Source organism: Hydrogenophaga luteola (assembly GCF_042648585.1).
GTDB classification, from domain to species: domain Bacteria; phylum Pseudomonadota; class Gammaproteobacteria; order Burkholderiales; family Burkholderiaceae_C; genus Hydrogenophaga; species Hydrogenophaga luteola.
On the sequence record NZ_JBHRXX010000010.1, the window covers coordinates 61,066 to 75,503 of the forward strand.

General features: G+C 68.4%; 14 protein-coding genes and 1 riboswitch. Of the genes, 11 read left to right on the forward strand and 3 right to left on the reverse strand.

The window, feature by feature from the left end; translation table 11 throughout:
* Complete coding sequence (locus ACFOPI_RS22115; protein WP_382178943.1) at positions 1-903, reverse strand: SMP-30/gluconolactonase/LRE family protein; 903 nt, start codon at positions 901-903, stop codon at positions 1-3.
* 112 nt (positions 904-1,015) lie between these two features.
* Here ACFOPI_RS22115 and ACFOPI_RS22120 point away from each other — a divergent pair, with 112 nt between their 5' ends.
* The 3 genes from ACFOPI_RS22120 (at position 1,016) to ACFOPI_RS22130 (ending at position 3,241) form a co-directional block, all read left to right on the forward strand.
* A complete protein-coding gene (locus ACFOPI_RS22120; RefSeq protein ID WP_382178946.1) occupies positions 1,016-1,333 on the forward strand; it encodes a hypothetical protein in 318 nt (105 codons plus the stop codon).
* A 10-nt stretch (positions 1,334-1,343) separates the two neighbouring features.
* Positions 1,344-2,075, forward strand: coding sequence for a class I SAM-dependent methyltransferase (locus ACFOPI_RS22125; RefSeq protein WP_382178949.1), 732 nt, complete (start codon positions 1,344-1,346; stop codon positions 2,073-2,075).
* A gap of 71 nt (positions 2,076-2,146) precedes the next feature.
* Positions 2,147-3,241, forward strand: a complete 1,095-nt coding sequence (locus tag ACFOPI_RS22130; RefSeq protein ID WP_382178952.1) for a YeeE/YedE family protein — start codon at positions 2,147-2,149, stop codon at positions 3,239-3,241.
* Here the strand turns inward: ACFOPI_RS22130 and ACFOPI_RS22135 are convergent.
* Both ACFOPI_RS22135 and ACFOPI_RS22140 read right to left on the reverse strand, forming a co-directional pair.
* A complete protein-coding gene (locus ACFOPI_RS22135; protein ID WP_382178955.1) occupies positions 3,218-4,471 on the reverse strand; it encodes an MFS transporter in 1,254 nt (417 codons plus the stop codon). The two genes, ACFOPI_RS22130 and ACFOPI_RS22135, sit on opposite strands and share 24 nt — an antisense overlap.
* Positions 4,468-5,280: an HAD-IIB family hydrolase gene (locus ACFOPI_RS22140; protein ID WP_382178958.1), complete on the reverse strand. Its 813-nt coding sequence runs from the start codon at positions 5,278-5,280 to the stop codon at positions 4,468-4,470. Before ACFOPI_RS22140 ends, ACFOPI_RS22135 begins: the two co-directional genes overlap by 4 nt.
* Before the next feature lie 55 nt (positions 5,281-5,335).
* Positions 5,336-5,423, forward strand: a riboswitch (S-adenosyl-L-homocysteine riboswitch).
* A gap of 72 nt (positions 5,424-5,495) precedes the next feature.
* Here ACFOPI_RS22140 and ahcY point away from each other — a divergent pair.
* The 8 genes from ahcY (at position 5,496) to ACFOPI_RS22180 (ending at position 14,438) form a co-directional block, all read left to right on the forward strand.
* On the forward strand, positions 5,496-6,929 hold the full coding sequence (gene ahcY / locus ACFOPI_RS22145) for an adenosylhomocysteinase (RefSeq protein ID WP_382178961.1): 1,434 nt from the start codon (positions 5,496-5,498) through the stop codon (positions 6,927-6,929).
* A gap of 6 nt (positions 6,930-6,935) precedes the next feature.
* The gene (locus ACFOPI_RS22150) at positions 6,936-7,691 is read left to right on the forward strand and encodes a TlyA family RNA methyltransferase (RefSeq protein WP_382178964.1); all 756 of its coding nucleotides are present in this window, start codon (positions 6,936-6,938) and stop codon (positions 7,689-7,691) included.
* Positions 7,676-8,518: a methylenetetrahydrofolate reductase [NAD(P)H] gene (gene metF / locus ACFOPI_RS22155; protein WP_382178967.1), complete on the forward strand. Its 843-nt coding sequence runs from the start codon at positions 7,676-7,678 to the stop codon at positions 8,516-8,518. Before ACFOPI_RS22150 ends, metF begins: the two co-directional genes overlap by 16 nt.
* Positions 8,519-8,653: 135 nt before the next feature.
* Complete coding sequence (locus ACFOPI_RS22160) at positions 8,654-11,011, forward strand: autotransporter outer membrane beta-barrel domain-containing protein (protein ID WP_382178970.1); 2,358 nt, start codon at positions 8,654-8,656, stop codon at positions 11,009-11,011.
* The gene (locus ACFOPI_RS22165; RefSeq protein ID WP_382178973.1) at positions 11,008-11,550 is read left to right on the forward strand and encodes a septal ring lytic transglycosylase RlpA family protein; all 543 of its coding nucleotides are present in this window, start codon (positions 11,008-11,010) and stop codon (positions 11,548-11,550) included. Before ACFOPI_RS22160 ends, ACFOPI_RS22165 begins: the two co-directional genes overlap by 4 nt.
* Positions 11,551-11,584: 34 nt before the next feature.
* Positions 11,585-12,862 carry an O-acetylhomoserine aminocarboxypropyltransferase/cysteine synthase family protein gene (locus tag ACFOPI_RS22170; protein ID WP_382178976.1) on the forward strand — a complete coding sequence of 426 codons (1,278 nt, stop codon included), beginning with the start codon at positions 11,585-11,587 and terminating at the stop codon, positions 12,860-12,862.
* 13 nt (positions 12,863-12,875) lie between these two features.
* Complete coding sequence (locus tag ACFOPI_RS22175) at positions 12,876-13,646, forward strand: alpha/beta hydrolase (RefSeq protein WP_382178979.1); 771 nt, start codon at positions 12,876-12,878, stop codon at positions 13,644-13,646.
* A 195-nt stretch (positions 13,647-13,841) separates the two neighbouring features.
* Positions 13,842-14,438: an OmpW/AlkL family protein gene (locus ACFOPI_RS22180; RefSeq protein WP_382178982.1), complete on the forward strand. Its 597-nt coding sequence runs from the start codon at positions 13,842-13,844 to the stop codon at positions 14,436-14,438.

The following is a 14,438-nucleotide window of genomic DNA, read 5'->3' on the forward strand; positions in this document are numbered from 1 at the left end:
TCAGGGGCGGCCGGCCCCCGGGACTGCGACCCGGGTCGTCCAGATGGCCGCCTCGCGCGTGGCCTGTCGCGCGTGCTCCAGGAAGTCCGGCGCGACGCAGATGAACAGGGTGCGGCCATCGGGGCCGCCAAGTGTGCAGGCGAAGGCGCCCTGGTCCCCGGTGGAAATGCTTTCCAGGATCTCGCCGCCCGGGGCCATGCGCACCACGCGGTGGCCCACGGCGTCGGCGAACCACACCGCGCCCTCGGCGTCCAGTGTGGCGCCGTCGGGTGCGGCCTTGAGCGCACCCAGCACGCTCGGCACGTCGGTCATCGCGGGCAGCGGACCCCAGGCGGCCCAGTCGCGGCGCGGCCCCAGCTGGCCGTCGGGCTGGATGTCGAAGGCCGAGATGCGGTTGCCCATCGTCTCAGCGACGATCAGGGTCTGGCCGTCTGGCGTGATCATGCTGCCGTTGGGGAAATACAGGCCTTCTGCCGCCGCGTGCACCGAGCCATCGGGGTCGACCCGCGCCAGCGTGGCGGTCTGCGGGGTTCCGCCGCCCATCAGGTCGAAGCCAAAGTTGCCCACGTAGGCGCGGCCCTGCGCGTCCACCACCATGTCGTTGACCGAGCCGTCCGCGATGGGCGACAGGTCGGCGTGCGTGACGAGGCGGCCGTCGGCCTCGCGGCGCAACAGCTTGCGGTCGCGCATCGAGACCACCAGCAGGCGCCCGTCGGGCAGCCAGCCCATGCCCGAGGGCTGCTGCGGCACGTCGGCGATTTTTTCCACCCGGCCCTGCCCGTCGACGCGGATGACCTGGTGGGTGTAGAAGTCCGACAGCCACAGGTGGTCGTCGTGCCAGCGCGGGCTTTCAAGGAAGGAGTAGCCCGAGACGAGCACGGAAAAACGCGGGTCGAAGCCCATGGTGTTGTCTCCTGAATGTGGTGGTGGAAGGCGCACCATAGACACGCGGCGCAGCCGAGGCAAGCCGCCAGCATCGCCTTGGCGACGCCCGTGATTGCGCTACGCTGTGGCCGTGCCGCACCAGGTCATCCACATTCACCCGGCCGCGCCGGCCCAGCCGGCCGAGGGCGCGCCCTGCAACGGCTGCGGCGTCTGCTGCCTGGCCGAACCCTGTCCGCTGGGGCGTGTGATCTCGCGCAAGCGCCACGGCGCCTGCGACGCCCTGCGCTGGGACGGGGCGCAAGGTCTCTACCGCTGTGGTGCGATCAGCGATGCCGAAGGCGTGCTCGGCCTGCACTGGCGCTGGGCCGCGCCGCTGCTGCGCCGACTGGCCCGACGCTGGATCGCGGCCGGCATCGGTTGTGACGCGAGCCTGCGCAGCGAGCGATGACAATGCCCGCATGCTGATCTGGCCGCTTCCCGCGCTGTTGACCTGGGCACTGGCCTGGGGCTTGTTCATGGGCTTTCAGGTGGCTGGTCTGGGGCCGGTGGGGGCCTTCGTGGTGGCGCTGCTGGCCGCCGGTCTGGCCGCCTGGACCGGGCGCACGCCCTGGCGGCGCCTGTTCATGCTCGCGGGCTTTCCGCTCTCGCTGCTGGCCAGCGGCGCGGCGGCGGCCGTGCCCGGCTGGGTGTGGCTGCTGCCGCTGGCGCTGCTGCTGGCCCTGTACCCGCTGGGCAGCTGGGGCGACGCGCCACTGTTTCCCACCCCCGGCGAGGCGCTGGACGGGCTGGCGCAGAAGGCGCCGCTGCCCGAAGGCGCGCGGGTGGTGGACGCCGGTTGCGGGCTCGGCGCCGGCCTGATGGCGCTGCACCGCCAGTACCCGAAGGCGCAGATTCACGGACTGGAATGGAGCTGGCCGCTGGCCCTGCTGTGCCGGTTGCGCTGCCGTTTCGCGTCGGTGCGCCGGGCCGACATCTGGGCCGAAGACTGGTCGGTCTACCAGCTGGTCTACCTGTTCCAGCGGCCGGAGAGCATGCCGCGGGCGATGGAAAAGGCCGCCGCCGAACTGGCGCCGGGTGCCTGGCTGGTGAGTCTGGAGTTCGAAGCCAACGGGTACCGACCCGAGGCGCGGCTGGAAACCGTGCCCGGCAAACCCGTCTGGCTCTACCAGATGCCTTTGCGCCGGCGCTGATCTGGATCAGTTCGCAGTGGGCGGTCCGGACTTAATATCAGTCATTGCAAATGTGCGAATGGAGTGCCGAAATGGACTGGACCGGCTGGATCGAACACTACGGAGAACCCCATGTGCTGCTGGTGTGCGGCCTGCTCAGCGGGCTGCTGTTCGGCTTTTTTGCACAGCGCTCGAAGTTCTGTCTGCGCGCGGCGGTCATCGAGTTCTGGCATGGGAAATTCGGTGAGAAGCTCGCGGTCTGGCTGCTGGCCTTTTCCACCGCGGTGGTGGCTGTGCAGCTGTTCGTGGTGTCGGGCCTGCTCGATGTGGGCACGGCGCGGCAACTCTCGTCCCGGGGCAGTCTGTCGGGGGCGCTGATCGGCGGCCTGATCTTTGGTGTCGGCATGGTGATGACGCGCGGCTGCGCCAGCCGACTGCTGGTGCTCTCGGCCAACGGCAACCTGCGCGCGCTGCTCTCGGGCCTGATCTTCGCGGTCACAGCACAGGCCTCGCTGGCTGGCGTGCTGGCCCCCTGGCGCGAGGCGGTTGCCGGGCTGTGGGTGGTGGACGGCGGGCCGGCGCGCAGCCTGCTGGCGCTGGTCGGTGTGGGGCCGAACGACGGCCTGGCCTTCGGTGCGGTGTGGATGGTGACGGCGGGCTTCTTCGCCTACTACAGCGGCTGGGGTGCCTGGAAATGGCTGGGCGGCATCGGCACCGGGCTGGCCGTGGCCCTGGCCTGGCTGTTCACCTACCAGGTGCTGGCGCATTCCTTCGAGCCGGTGCAGGTGCAGGGCATGACCTTCAGCGGCCCCTCGGCCGAGTGGCTGATGCGCGTGCTGAGCAACCCAGCCGAACCCTGGAGCTTCGACCTCGGCCTGATGCCGGGCGTGTTCCTGGGCTCGCTGATCGGAGCCCTGGTGGGCGGCGACTGGAAGCTCGAAGGTTTCGGCGGTGGCTACACCATGCCACGCTACATCGCCGGCGCCATCTTCATGGGCTTCGGCTCCATGCTGGCCGGCGGCTGCGCGGTGGGCGCGGGCATGACCGGCGGCGCCATCTTTGCCGTCACGGCCTGGCTCACGCTGGCGGGCATGTGGATCGGCGGCGGCCTGGCCGACCGGGTGCTGGACCGACCTCGCCCCGCGGCGCAAGCCGAGTCGCCCTCAGGCGCGGCCGCGGCGCCTTGAGCGCAGGCTGCGGTGCTCGCGCCGCAGCAGCCACCAACCCGGTCCGGCCACCGCCAGCAGCAGCGCCGGGAAGCCGATCACCGGCGCCCAGTCCAGCATGGCGGCACCCAACGCCGGCGCCAGCACGCCGCCCAGCGTGTACGACAGCACCAGCACCGCCGTGCTGTTGACCAGGGTGATGCCTTCTTCCCGCGAGCCGATGTCGATCATGGCAAGCGTGTACAGGCTGCCGCCCGCCCCGCCCCAGACGAAGGCCACCGCCGCGGCCAGCCAGGGCGCGCCGGCCACGAAGGGGATCAGCACCGTGGCCAGCAGGGTGACCAGGGCGCAGGCGTGCAGGATTACCACGCGGGCGCCGTGTTCGCCGCCGTGGCGCTGCTGCAGGGCGGGCCGGTCGGCCAGCAGGCCGGCGGGCAGCATCATCAGCGCGCTGCCCAGACCGCTGGCTGACACCAGCAGCGCCGCCGCAGCGGCCCCCATACCCAGTGCCAGGCCGTAGAGCGGCAGGATAGAGGTCAGGCCGCTTTCGAAGAAGCCGCCCACGAAGCCGACCGTCATGATCAGCGGGTGCGCGCGCAGCGCGTGCCAGACCCCGTGCAGGCCCACCCGCGCCTCGTGCGCGTCGGCCGCAGCTGGCAGGCGCGGAATCCAGAAGCTGCCCAGCAGGCCCAGCACCAGAAAGCCCAGCACGATCCACAGCGCCACCGGGCTGGTAGGCCCCACCAGTGCCAGCAGGGCCGGGCCGATCACGAAGGTGGTGCCGACCATGGTCTCGAACAGGCCGACCATGCGCCCGCGCTGCTGCGGCGGTGCGAACTCGGCCACCACCGCCTCGGCCAGCACCCAGCGCAGGCCGGAGGCGATGCCGGCGATGAACTCGAACAGGAACCACAGCGGCAGGGCGTCGGTGAACAGGAAACCGGTGGTGGCCACCACCGGCACCGCGGCCGACAACCACAGCGTGGGCCGCCGCCCCAGCCGCTGGGTGATGGCCGAGGCGAACGGCGTCACCACGAAGATGCCGATCCAGCCACTGGCCGCGAACAGCCCAGCCAGCGCGGTGGACACGCCCCCATCCTTCAGGCGCAGCAGCAGCCAGGGCGCGAGCATGAAGTAACCGACCAGTTCGCAGAAGGTGGCGATGAAGATCGCCCAGAGCCCACGCCGCGCGAGCGCAGGCGGTGGTGCTGCGGTGGTGCTGGACAGCGGCGGTTGCAGCGGTCCGCTCATGCGGGGACTCCGCCCGAACGTGCGGCCAGCACGGCCTGCGCCACTTCGGCAAAGCCGGCGCCGCGCTCCCCTGTGCTGACGTAGCGCGGGTGCTGCGTGAGCTGGTGCCAGAAGCGGGCGACGTTGGCCACACCGACGCTGTGCGGGAAATGGCCGAACATCCGCGCGTCGTTGGTCGAGTCGCCGACATAGACCCAGCGGTCCCGCTCGGCATCGAGGTCGCGGCCCAGGCGCTGGCGCACGATCCAGCGCGCGCCTTCGAGCTTGTGGTGTTCGCCGATCCAGCCGTTGATGTGGATGGAGCTCACGGTGGCGTTCAGGCCGCCTTCGCGCATCAGCGCCACCACGCGCTGGATGTCGGCCTCGTGCAGGTGGGCGAACTCGCTGTGGTCGATGGCGATGTCGGTCTCGCGCCCGGGGCTGTCCTGCGACAGGCGGGCGTGCGGCAGCTCGGCCAGCACCCGCTGCGCCACCGCCTGCAACTGCGCAAAGTTCCTGCGGCGGGTGGCCTCGTCCTGCAGCCAGTCCTTCTGCAGCGAGCCGTCGGCGCCGCGCCAGAGCGCCACCGCACCGTTCTCCGCCACGATGGCGTCCACCGGCCAGGCCAGCGCAAACGGCTCGCTCCAGCCTGCGGGCCGGCCGGTGATGGCGAACACGGGCAGACCCGCGGCGCGCAGGGCCTGCAGCGCGGCCAGCGCATCGGACGTGATCGCGCCGTCGGTGGTCAGGGTGTCGTCGATGTCGGTGAGCACGCCATGGATGCGGGCGCGATCGGCCAGCGGCCAGTCGGAAAGCGGGGAATGGGTCATAAAGGTCCGCCAGTTTCGCAGATGCGCAAATCCGGGTGCTGCGGTAGAATCGTGGCCATCCGAGGAGCGTTGCAGCGCACCCCCGACCCCCGGTCGGCGCGGTTCGTGAGGCTCGGACATCCATGCAACGACGCTCATCCACTTCCGTGCGATGGGCTTTTTTTTGTCCCCGTGTCGCCCGTGAAGTGGTTCATCAACCTTCAATGGAGCGAACCATGAACGCACGCATTCCCGCCGTCGCCACCGACTGCGTCATCGCCGACATCGGCCTGGCCGACTGGGGCCGCAAAGAAATCAAGATCGCCGAAACCGAGATGCCTGGCCTGATGGCCATCCGCGAAGAGTTTGCGGCCAAGCAGCCCCTCAAGGGCGCGCGCATCACCGGCTCGCTGCACATGACCATCCAGACGGCCGTGCTGATCGAGACGCTCAAGGCCCTGGGCGCCGACGTGCGCTGGGCCTCGTGCAACATCTTCTCCACCCAGGACCACGCCGCCGCCGCCATCGCCGCCGCCGGCACGCCGGTGTTCGCCGTCAAGGGCGAGACCCTGGTCGACTACTGGGACTACACCCACCGCATCTTCGACTTCGGCCCCAAGGGTTCGGAAGGCGAAGGCCCCAACATGATCCTGGACGACGGCGGTGACGCCACGCTGCTCATGCACCTGGGCAAGCGCGCCGAGAAGGACCAGTCGGTGCTGGCCAACCCCGGCAGCGAAGAAGAGCGCATCCTGTTCTCCGCCATCAAGGCCAAGCTGGCCGAGGACGACACCTGGTACAGCCGCAAGAGCGCCCAGATCATCGGCGTGACCGAAGAGACCACCACCGGTGTGCACCGCCTCAAGGAAATGTCGGCCAAGGGCACGCTGATGTTCCGCGCCATCAACGTCAACGACTCGGTGACCAAGAGCAAGTTCGACAACCTGTACGGCTGCCGCGAGAGCTTGGTGGACGGCATCAAGCGCGCCACCGACGTGATGATCGCCGGCAAGGTGGCCGTGGTCTGTGGCTACGGTGACGTGGGCAAGGGCTCGGCCCAGGCCCTGCGCGCCCTGAGCGCCCAGGTCTGGGTGACCGAGATCGACCCGATCAACGCGCTGCAGGCCGCGATGGAAGGCTTCAAAATCGTGACCATGGAGTGGGCCGCCGACAAGGCCGACATCTTCGTGACCACCACCGGCAACCGCGACGTGATCACCTACGAGCACATGGCCGCGATGAAGGACCAGTCCATCGTCTGCAACATCGGTCACTTCGACAACGAGATCCAGGTCGCCAAGCTGGAAGAGAAGTGCCAGTGGGAAGAGATCAAGCCCCAGGTCGATCACGTGATCTTTCCGGATGGAAAGCGCATCATCCTGCTGGCCAAGGGGCGCCTGGTGAACCTGGGTTGCGGCACTGGCCACCCCAGCTTCGTGATGTCCAACTCGTTCGCCAACCAGACGATCGCCCAGATCGAGCTGTTCACGCACCCCGAAGGCTATGACGTGGGCAAGGTCTACGTGCTGCCCAAGCACCTGGACGAGAAAGTCGCGCGCCTGCACCTGAAGAAGGTCGGCGCCATGCTGACCGAGCTGAGCGACGAGCAGGCCGCGTACATCGGTGTGCCCAAGAACGGTCCGTACAAGCCGGATACGTACCGGTACTGATCGCCGATGCGCGCTGACCAGTTGCTCGTCGAGCGAGGGTTGGCCGCGTCGCGTTCGCAGGCCCAGCGGCTGATCGCCGCGGGGGTGCGCTGGCGCCTGCCGGGCGGCGACTGGAAGCCAGTGGCCAAGAACGGCGAGGAGCTGCGCGAGACGGTGGAGCTGGAGCTGCTGGACACGGCAGAGTCGCGCTACGTCTCGCGGGGCGGCCTCAAGCTGGACGGCGCGCTGGCGCACTGTCGCCTCGACGTCGCCGGCTTGCGCTGTCTGGATGTGGGGCAGAGCAGCGGCGGCTTCACCGACTGCCTCCTGCAGTGCGGCGCGGCGCAGGTGGTGGGCGTGGACGTGGGCCAGGGCCAGTTGCACCCGCAGTTGCGCAGCGATCCGCGTGTGGTCTGCATCGAGAAGTGCAACGCGCGCGAGCTGACGGCGCAGCAGTTGGCGGATGCCGGTGGCGGCAGCGAGAGCTTCGACCTGATCGTCGGCGACCTGTCCTTCATTTCGCAGACCCTGGTGTGGCCGGCCATTGTGCCGCTGCTCAAACCCACTGGCCACCTGCTCATGCTGGTCAAGCCGCAGTTCGAGCTGCAGCCCGGGCACATCGGCAAGGGCGGGCTGGTGAAAGACAACGCGAGCCACGCGCTCGTGCAACAACGCATCGCACAGGCCTGCGACGACAACGGCCTGCGACTGCGGGACTATTTTGAAAGCGCCATCACCGGTGGTGATGGCAACCGGGAGTTCTTCGTATGGGCCTGCCCCTGAGTTTTGAATTCTTTCCGCCCAAGACGCCCGAGGGCGCCGAGAAGCTGCGCGTGGTGCGCCAGAAGCTGTACGCGCTGCAGCCCGAGTTCTGCTCGGTGACCTATGGCGCCGGCGGCTCCACCCAGAAGGGCACCTTCGACACCGTGCAGGAGATCCTGGCCGAAGGCGTGGACGCGGCCTCGCACTTTTCGTGCATCGGCGCCACCAAGGCCGGCGTGCGTGAGCAGCTGGCCACGCTCAAGGCCATGGGCGTGCGTCGCCTGGTGGCACTGCGTGGCGACCTGCCCAGCGGCTACGGCCTGGGCGGCGAGTTCCAGCATGCGAGCGACCTGGTGGCCTTCATCCGTGAGCAGACCGGGCGCGACTTCCACATCGAGGTGGCCGCTTACCCGGAGATCCACCCGCAGGCCAAGTCGCCCGAGGCCGACCTGCAGGCCTATGTGACCAAGGTGAAGGCGGGCGCCGACTCGGCCATCACGCAGTATTTCTACAGCGCCGACGCCTATTTCCGTTTTGTGGACGAGGCGCGCCGGCACGGTGCCGATGTTCCGGTGGTGCCCGGGATCATGCCGATCACCAGCTCCTCGCAGCTGCTGCGGTTCTCGGACGCCTGCGGCGCCGAGATCCCGCGCTGGATCCGTTTGCGCCTGCAGGCATTCGGGGACGACACCGAGTCCATCAAGGCCTTCGGGCTGGACGTGGTGACCGATCTGTGCGAGAGGTTGCGCAGCGCCGGTGTGCCCGCGCTGCACTTCTACACCATGAATCAGAGCGTGGCGACGCTGGAGATCGTGCGGCGGCTGGCGGGGCAGCAGTCTCAGCACTGACACCTGCCTGGACCTGTCATGTGGCCCCTGGATCAGGGGGAAAATCGGCCTGTGGGTGTAAGAAGATAATACCCATTGCTTGAGGGGCGGCAATGCCGACGCACCTTGAGCGCCGACTTCATCCAGGGGCCCCACATGAAAAACAAATCAACACATTCTTCCCGGTCTGGCAACGCGCGCGCCAGGCGTCGCGATCTTCGCCAGGCGGCCACCGGGCTCGCCACAGCCTCCGTTCTGGCGGTGGGGCTGCCTGCCTCGACCGTACTGGCCGGCACCGGTTCGTGTGTCGGGGCGGGCGCGATCACGGTGTCGGATGCCCGGGTCGGTGAATGCCAGCTGCAAACCGGGGATGCGCTGTCTGTCACGGGAACCGGCAGCATCACCGGCGACGGTGGAAGTTCGGTCGTAGGTGTGCGGGTGGTATCGGGGCAGACTGGCGTTCAGATCACCAACGACGGAGACATCATCGGCAACCCGTCCGACGGATTGTGGAATGAGGGGACGATCACCGAGGTCACCAACCGAGGTCGCATCGGCGCGGGGCCGTTTGCCCTGGGTGTGTATAGCACCGGCACGATCACTGTCCTGAACAACGAGGCGGGCGCCCAGATCCAGGCTGGGACTGGAAGTATCAACGCCATCGAGTCGTATGGCACGCTCGGTACTCTGAACAATGCGGGGCACATCCTGGGCGGAATACGGACCGGCAACACCACGATCAACCTGAGTGGCGGTTCGGCGCGCATCACGGGGCCGGTCAATGTTGTGGGTACGAACGGCTCCGTCAATGTTGTGTCTGGCGCTGTCTTCACCACCGAAAACACCTTCAGGTCCAACGTGTTCCGCATCCAGTCGGGCGCACGCCTGGTGGTGGGGTCGACGCTGCATGTCATTGAGGTTTTCTCCCCCACGTCGGACGCTTTCAGTAACGCTGGCACCCTGCACGTGCCCGAGGGCGTCAACGCCCAGATCACGGGCAACTACACCCAGTCCGGAGCCTTGCGCCTGGGGGCCAGCAGTTCCTCCAGCTTCGGCCGTCTGACGGTGTCTGGCGACGTGAACCTGCAACCCAGCGCCACGTTCGTGGTGGATGTCAATGGCACGAACACCCTGGCCGCAGGCGACACGCTGGAGGGCGTACTGACCGCCGGAGGCACTTTGACCAATGCCGCTTCGGCCACGAATGTGTCTGACAACAGCGCCTTGTTCAACTTCCGGTCGCAGACCAGTGGCAACCAGGTGAACCTGCTGGTCGATGCCGCAGGTACGCCCCCGCCTCCTGCGCCTCCCCCGGCTCCAGCACCCGCACCTGCGCCCTCTCCGGGCGGTGGTGGTCACGGTGGTGGTGCCACGCCCGTGCCCACGCCTGCGCCCTCACCCGGGCAGGGCATCGTGCCGGCGACCATACAGGCGGGGTTGATCAACGGGGTGCCGACCGCCCAGGTGCTGGATGGCTACATCCGCGGCGGGCGCACGGGCACCGACTGGGATGCCGTGGTAACAGCCCTGGGGCGTCTGCCCGACGACGCGTCGGTGGCGCGGGCCGTCGGACAGGCCATGCCCTCCATGCATGGCAACGCGGCCCAGGCCCTGCTGGCGCATGTGTCGAGCACCGGCTCGGTTGTGGTCGGGCAGCAGGCCGGGAGCGGTTCCGATGGGGCAGCCGCGAAGTCCGGCGCGGGACTCTGGGTTCAGCCGCTGAACCACCGGGTTGACCAGGATCGCTACCGCCAGGCCAGCGGTTATCGGGTGCGCACACAAGGTCTGGCGGGTGGTTACCAGGGCTCGATGGCGTCCGGCAGCACCCTGGGCTTCGGACTGGCTTACCTGGATGGCCGTGTGGAAGGCCGTGACTTCGCGCAGGCGCACCGCAGCGATCTGGAAAGTGTCCAGGTGCTGGGCTATGGTTCCTATGATCTCTCGGCATGGCGCCTGCAATGGCAGGCCGATGCCACGCGCAGCTCGGTCAAGTCCGCGCGCAGCCTGGGCTTCATCGGACGGTCGGCCAAGGCCAGCTACCGCGGTCATGCCTCTCACCTGGGGCTGAGCATGGGACGTCCCATGACCGTGGCCACCACCTCGGTCACGCCGTCGGTGGGTCTGGACTGGCGCCGCGCGCGCCACAACGCGTACACCGAAACAGGGGCCGGGGCGCTCGACCTGCGGGTCGCGGCCCAGAAGGCGGAGGAGCTGGTCGCCAAGCTGGGCGTGGAGGCACGCCATCCGCTGGGCGCACAGAGCCATCTGCTCGCGCAGGCCGCTGTCGGGTACGACCTGTCTGGCGGTCGCGACAGCACCGCGGCCCAGTTCGTCGGGGGTGGATCGGTGTTTTCAACCCCGGGATCGGAGCAGCGGCGCACCCTGGCCGAGCTGGGGTTGGGCGTGGTCCACAAGGTTGGCGATGCCCTGGAAATGCGCGTGCACTACGACCTGAGCCTGCGCGGGAAAATGACCGACCAAGGCGTTAGCCTGCGTCTGGACTGGCGCTTTTGAAACGCTGCGCGCGGTTCTTCGCGCTCTCTTTGCTGACGGCGGTGCTGGCAGGCTGTGCCACGCCGCCCGCCGGGCCTGTGCAGGGAGCTGCCGTCGACCCGCTGCCGGCCGTCGTGCCGGTGGTGCCACAAGGCCCCGCCAGTCCCCAGCCCCGCAGCGGCGACACCGTGACCGAGCCCGCCGGGGCCGCCGCTGCCGAACGCTCCGCTGACGGGGCTCGCAGCCCGGACGAGTCCCGCGACTCCGCAGGCGTTCTCGAAAAGGGGCTCGCCTCCTGGTATGGCAGCAAGTTCCACGGCCGCCGCACGGCCAGCGGCGAACGCTTCGATCGCCATGCCTTTACCGCCGCGCACAGGACGCTGCCCTTCGGCACCCGCGTGCGCGTGCGCAGCGTGGTCACGGGCCAGGAGGTGGTGGTGCGCATCAATGATCGGGGCCCATTCAAGCGCTCGCGCGTCATCGATCTGAGCCAGGCGGCGTTCAACGCGCTGGGGCTGCAGGGGCGCGGGGTGACCCAGGTCGAGTTGCTGCCAGAATGACCGGCTGTTCATCAACTACACCAAGGAGACCCGCATGAAACTCGAAACCCTCGCCGTGCACGGCGGCTACACGCCCGACCCGACCACCAAGGCCGTTGCGGTGCCGATCTATCAGACGGTGGCCTACGCCTTCGACAACACGCAGCACGGCGCCGACCTGTTTGACCTCAAGGTCGCGGGCAACATCTACAGCCGCATCATGAACCCCACCAACGGGGTGCTGGAGGCCCGCATCGCGGCGCTCGAAGGCGGGATTGGTGCTCTGGCCGTGGCCTCGGGCATGGCGGCCATCACCTACGCGATCCAGACCATTGCCGAGGCCGGCGACAACATTGTCTCGGCCTCCACGCTCTACGGCGGCACTTACAACCTGTTTGCCCACACCTTCCCGCAGCAGGGCATCACGGTGCGTTTCGCCGACCCGCGCGATCCGGCAGCGTTCGCGGCCCTGATCGACGAGCGCACCAAGGCGATCTACTGCGAGTCCGTCGGCAACCCGCTGGGCAACGTGACCGACATCGGCGCGCTGGCGAAGGTGGCGCACGCGGCGGGCGTGCCGCTGATCGTGGACAACACCGTGCCCAGCCCCTACCTGTGCCGCCCGTTCGAGCACGGCGCCGACATCGTGGTGCACTCGCTGACCAAGTACCTCGGCGGCCACGGCACCAGCATCGGTGGCGCCATCGTTGACAGCGGGAAATTCCCCTGGGCCGAACACAAGGCACGTTTCAAGCGCCTGAACGAGCCCGACGTGAGCTACCACGGCGTGGTGTACACCGAGGCGCTGGGCCCGGCCGCCTACATCGCCCGTGCCCGCGTGGTCCCGCTGCGCAACATGGGCGCGGCGCTCTCGCCCATGAACGCATTTCAGATCCTGCAGGGCATCGAGACGCTGGCGCTGCGCATGGACCGCATCTGCGAGAACGCGGTCAAGGTGGCGCAGCACCTGCAGAACCACGCCAAGGTGGGCTGGGTCAACTACGCCGGCTTGCCCGATCACAAGGACCATGGCCTGGTGCAGCAATACATGGGCGGCCGCGCGTCCGGCATCATCAGCTTTGGCCTCAAGGCCGACGACGCCATCGCTGCGGGCGCCCGTTTCCAGGACGCGCTGCAGCTGTTCACCCGCCTGGTGAACATCGGTGATGCCAAGTCGCTGGCTTGCCACCCGGCCTCGACCACGCACCGCCAGCTCAACCCCGACGAGCTGAAGAAGGCCGGCGTCAGCACCGACATGGTTCGCCTCTCGGTCGGCATCGAGCACATCGACGACATGATCGCCGATCTGGAGCAGGCGCTGGCGAAGGTGTGAGGGGCGACGCCCGATGCGTGCGCTGAAGGTGGTGCTGGTGCGGGTGTTGTCGGCCGTGGCGCTGCTCTGCCTGGCTGGTTGTGGGGCCTTGTACGGGTGGCAGCGCTCCTTGCTCTACCACCCGCAGCCGGCGCGGCAGGCGGGCGAATCGCTGACGTTGCCGGTGGACGGCGCCACGCTGCAGGTCAGCGTGCGCGCGCGCCCTGGCGCGCCCGCCCTCCTGTACTTCGGTGGCAACGCCGAGGACGTGTCGGCCACCCTGCCGCAGCTCGCGCGCCTGTTCCCTGACCACGCGCTGTACCTGTTGCACTACCGGGGCTATGGGCAGAGCACCGGCGAGCCCACCGAATCGGCCCTGCACGCCGATGCGCAGGCACTGTACGAACATGCGCGGCACGCGCACTCTGAGATCAAGATCGTGGGGCGCAGCCTGGGCAGTGGCGTGGCCATTCGCCTCGCCAGCGAGAGGGCGGTGACCAGGCTGGTGCTTCTCACCCCCTACGACAGCATCGAAAACGTCGCGGCCGAGCAGTTTTCCTGGTGGCCTGTGCGCTGGCTGATCCGGGACCGTTTCGACTCCGCCGCTGTGGCGGGGCGCATCGGCGTGCCGACGACCCTGATCGCGGCCGAGCGCGACACCCTGATCCGGCCGGAGCGCACGGCTGCGCTGATGGCGCGCTTCGGGCCCGGGGTGGCGCGTCTGGTGGTCATTCCGGGCGTGGGGCACAACGACATCAGTGCCAGCCCGATCTACGCGCGGGCGCTGGTCGACGCTGTGCGGTGAGCGCAGACGCCGCGCCAACTGCATGCCCTGGATGCCGGTCTTGGCGTCGATTTGATCTGGGTCAACCGCCCGCGCAGAAGCGGCGCATCGCCCGCGTCGCTGCCCACATCCATTGACATGACTCAAGCGGCAGACCGGGTCGAGCGACTCCAATGCCCGCGCGGGAATGTTCCCGTGACGAGGAAGAAGTTGATCATGTCGAAGAAGCACATCATTGCCATCGCCGCCCTCTCCACCCTGGTGGCCGCTCCCGTGCTGGCCCAGGACCTCAAGGCCGGCGACCTGCTGGTCCGAGCCCGCGCCGTTCACCTGAACAGCGCCAACAAGGACAGCACCGGTCTGGACCTGTCCGTGAACAACAAGTGGCTGCCTGAAGTGGACTTCACCTACTTCCTGAGCCCCAACCTGGCCGCCGAGCTGATCCTGACCGTGCCGCAGAAGCACACCCTCTCAGCCGGCAGCGCCGAGATCGGTACCCTCAAGCACCTGCCGCCCACCCTGAGCGTGCAGTACCACTTCCCGGCCGGTCCGGTGAAGCCCTATGTGGGCGCTGGTTTGAACTACACCCGTTTCAGCTCGGTGAACCTGCCGGCGGGCGTGGACATCAAGCGCAACAGCGTGGGTGCGTCGCTCCAGGCGGGCATCGACATCCCGGTGGGCAAGGACCTGTACCTCAACTTCGACGTCAAGAAGGTGTACATCAGCACCAAGGTCTCGGCCGGTGGCAGCGAAATCGGCAAGTTCAAGGTCGACCCCGTGCTCGTGGGCGTGGGCCTGGGCTGGAAGTTCTGA

What these genes read in the sequence shown, in the direction of transcription:
- ACFOPI_RS22115 (WP_382178943.1), bottom strand. Translation starts at nt 903, where the DNA reads ATGGGCTTCGACCCGCGTTTTTCCGTGCTCGTCTCGGGCTACTCCTTC.
- ACFOPI_RS22125 (WP_382178949.1), top strand. Translation starts at nt 1,344, where the DNA reads ATGCTGATCTGGCCGCTTCCCGCGCTGTTGACCTGGGCACTGGCCTGG.
- ACFOPI_RS22130 (WP_382178952.1), top strand. Translation starts at nt 2,147, where the DNA reads ATGGACTGGACCGGCTGGATCGAACACTACGGAGAACCCCATGTGCTG.
- ACFOPI_RS22135 (WP_382178955.1), bottom strand. Translation starts at nt 4,471, where the DNA reads ATGAGCGGACCGCTGCAACCGCCGCTGTCCAGCACCACCGCAGCACCA.
- ACFOPI_RS22140 (WP_382178958.1), bottom strand. Translation starts at nt 5,280, where the DNA reads ATGACCCATTCCCCGCTTTCCGACTGGCCGCTGGCCGATCGCGCCCGC.
- ahcY (WP_382178961.1), top strand. Translation starts at nt 5,496, where the DNA reads ATGAACGCACGCATTCCCGCCGTCGCCACCGACTGCGTCATCGCCGAC.
- ACFOPI_RS22150 (WP_382178964.1), top strand. Translation starts at nt 6,936, where the DNA reads ATGCGCGCTGACCAGTTGCTCGTCGAGCGAGGGTTGGCCGCGTCGCGT.
- metF (WP_382178967.1), top strand. Translation starts at nt 7,676, where the DNA reads ATGGGCCTGCCCCTGAGTTTTGAATTCTTTCCGCCCAAGACGCCCGAG.
- ACFOPI_RS22160 (WP_382178970.1), top strand. Translation starts at nt 8,654, where the DNA reads ATGAAAAACAAATCAACACATTCTTCCCGGTCTGGCAACGCGCGCGCC.
- ACFOPI_RS22170 (WP_382178976.1), top strand. Translation starts at nt 11,585, where the DNA reads ATGAAACTCGAAACCCTCGCCGTGCACGGCGGCTACACGCCCGACCCG.
- ACFOPI_RS22175 (WP_382178979.1), top strand. Translation starts at nt 12,876, where the DNA reads ATGCGTGCGCTGAAGGTGGTGCTGGTGCGGGTGTTGTCGGCCGTGGCG.
- ACFOPI_RS22180 (WP_382178982.1), top strand. Translation starts at nt 13,842, where the DNA reads ATGTCGAAGAAGCACATCATTGCCATCGCCGCCCTCTCCACCCTGGTG.